4 protein-coding genes are annotated in these 1,892 nt (G+C 32.5%); all 4 read right to left on the reverse strand.

Features of this window, described 5'->3' with window-relative positions; all coding sequences use genetic code 11:
* Positions 1-164, reverse strand: a 164-nt coding sequence (locus RBH29_RS17505; protein WP_306698301.1) for a PHP domain-containing protein, incomplete at its 3' end; no start/stop codon positions are given.
* 286 nt (positions 165-450) lie between these two features.
* Positions 451-786, reverse strand: a complete 336-nt coding sequence (locus RBH29_RS17510) for a type II toxin-antitoxin system PemK/MazF family toxin (RefSeq protein ID WP_306698298.1) — start codon at positions 784-786, stop codon at positions 451-453.
* Positions 779-976 (reverse strand): DUF2281 domain-containing protein, encoded by a 198-nt coding sequence (locus tag RBH29_RS17515; protein ID WP_306698299.1) that lies wholly within the window; start codon positions 974-976, stop codon positions 779-781. The genes RBH29_RS17510 and RBH29_RS17515 overlap by 8 nt, the downstream gene beginning before the upstream one ends.
* Before the next feature lie 316 nt (positions 977-1,292).
* Positions 1,293-1,853: a hypothetical protein gene (locus tag RBH29_RS17520; protein ID WP_306698300.1), complete on the reverse strand. Its 561-nt coding sequence runs from the start codon at positions 1,851-1,853 to the stop codon at positions 1,293-1,295.
* Positions 1,854-1,892 lie beyond the last annotated feature (39 nt).

Genomic DNA, 1,892 nt, shown 5'->3' on the forward strand with positions numbered 1-1,892 from the left:
TTGTTTCTACCTGCTTCAAGCAATAATTCTTCAACACCTTCTATAGTATCATGATCTGCCATAGCAATAACAGATACGTTATTTTCCTTTGCTAACTTAACTAACTCCTTAGGCGAATTAGTACCATCAGAATAGAAAGAATGAATATGTAAATCTGCAAACATTATACTCTCCAATCGCTTTTTGTTAAAAATCTTCAAAGCTAATCCCTATATTGAATCGGCACATGGATGTGCCCCCCATGTCATATATCGTCTCGTGTTCCAGACGCTGAGACCCTTAGGGAGAACTCCCTTAGGGTCTCAGGTGTGGTGTGGTCTAACCCTATATGCTTACTATCCACGCCTTCACTGGAACATATTGTTAGGTAAAGTGATTCCAAAATGACCCTAGCAAAATAAAAACCATATACTATCATAAATATATGGAATGAAAAACACTTTTTATATGCTATGAAATAATTTGATTCAACTTTAATCTAACGTCATTTAAGATTTCTATTTTAACTCTTCCAAATTTTTTAACTACTATGTCCTGAGACAAAGTATATATCTTATCAACTCTTATACAAGAGTCAATTTTCAATGAACCCGCCTGCATCCCGTTATTTGTTAACTTTATTTCTGAATATTTATTTTCTATGTTTGATGTAACTGCAACTACTATTAAATCATCTGTAATAGCATTATATTTATCATTTGACAGGACTAATACAGGTCTCTTTTTATTTGAAGTTAAATCTGAAAACGGAAGCGGTATAAGCAAAATATCTCCTTGATTATACATTATTCCATACCTCATCATCTATATCATTATCCCAAAAACTCAAACTACTCTCACTAGCTCTTTCTAAGTTTTTTAACATTTCTTTTTCTCTTTTCATCTTTAGAAAAGTTACAAAGTCTATAACTTCACTAATCTGATTGTCTGAAATCTCATTTATAAGTTTTAATAATTCCTGTTTCGCAGTATTCATAGATTATCACCTACCAGAAAATTTAAATATAATATATCTAATTATAACATATCCAATATATTCTTTCAAAAATTCTTCAAAAACATTCTCTAAAAATTCTTTTACCTGTGGGATTGGATCATTTTACCTAACGTCTGCCATTTGCGGCTGTCGATGAATCGGACTTACAAAGCCATTCTTCGGAGGCGGTGCACAGCACCCGATGAATCGATGCGGGCAGGATGACCCCATGCTACTACTCCACAAGAACGTTCTCCATGCTTTGCCCTTTACTCAAATGGACTTGTTAGTCGACGTATTCTATGGAAGTTGCCAACTAATCTTGAATCAAATCCAAAGCACTGAATACCTCATATAATTTCTTTTCATCATTTTCATCTATACCTAGTATATCTTGACTTAATAAGTTCATTATTAATGTAACCCCATCAATATCATGGCTCATATGTGGTCCTGGTCCATAAAAAGATGATGCTTTACCCATAGGAAAATACCCATAAAACTGAGTTTCTCCATTTATTTGCAGTTCAAACATATCCCATTCATTACTTGTATAAATTCTAAGTCCATCAACATGAATTTTCTTCTCATATTCTTCAATAATTGTTTCAGAATCAAACTTACTTAAATACTCTTTTGTGAAATATATCTTAAATGAACGAACATCTCCATCAATAAAATCTACACCCATGATGTCAGTTTCTATAAATATCGGATTATCTGACCTTACAAAATCACCACTTCCATTCTTCCTAGCTCCATAAAATGATATAGTATAATTCTCATCTATTGAACTACCAATTTCTGAATCTTCTAAGTTGCAACCATAAATAATAAACATTGATAGGATTAACAATATGCTCCAGCATAATTTCATAAACATTCACCCTTTCTAAACCTAATAGAATATGTTGAC

Origin of the sequence: Herbivorax alkaliphila, from assembly GCF_030848475.1 — a bacterium.
In the GTDB taxonomy this organism is placed as follows: Bacteria; Bacillota; Clostridia; order Acetivibrionales; family Acetivibrionaceae; genus Herbivorax.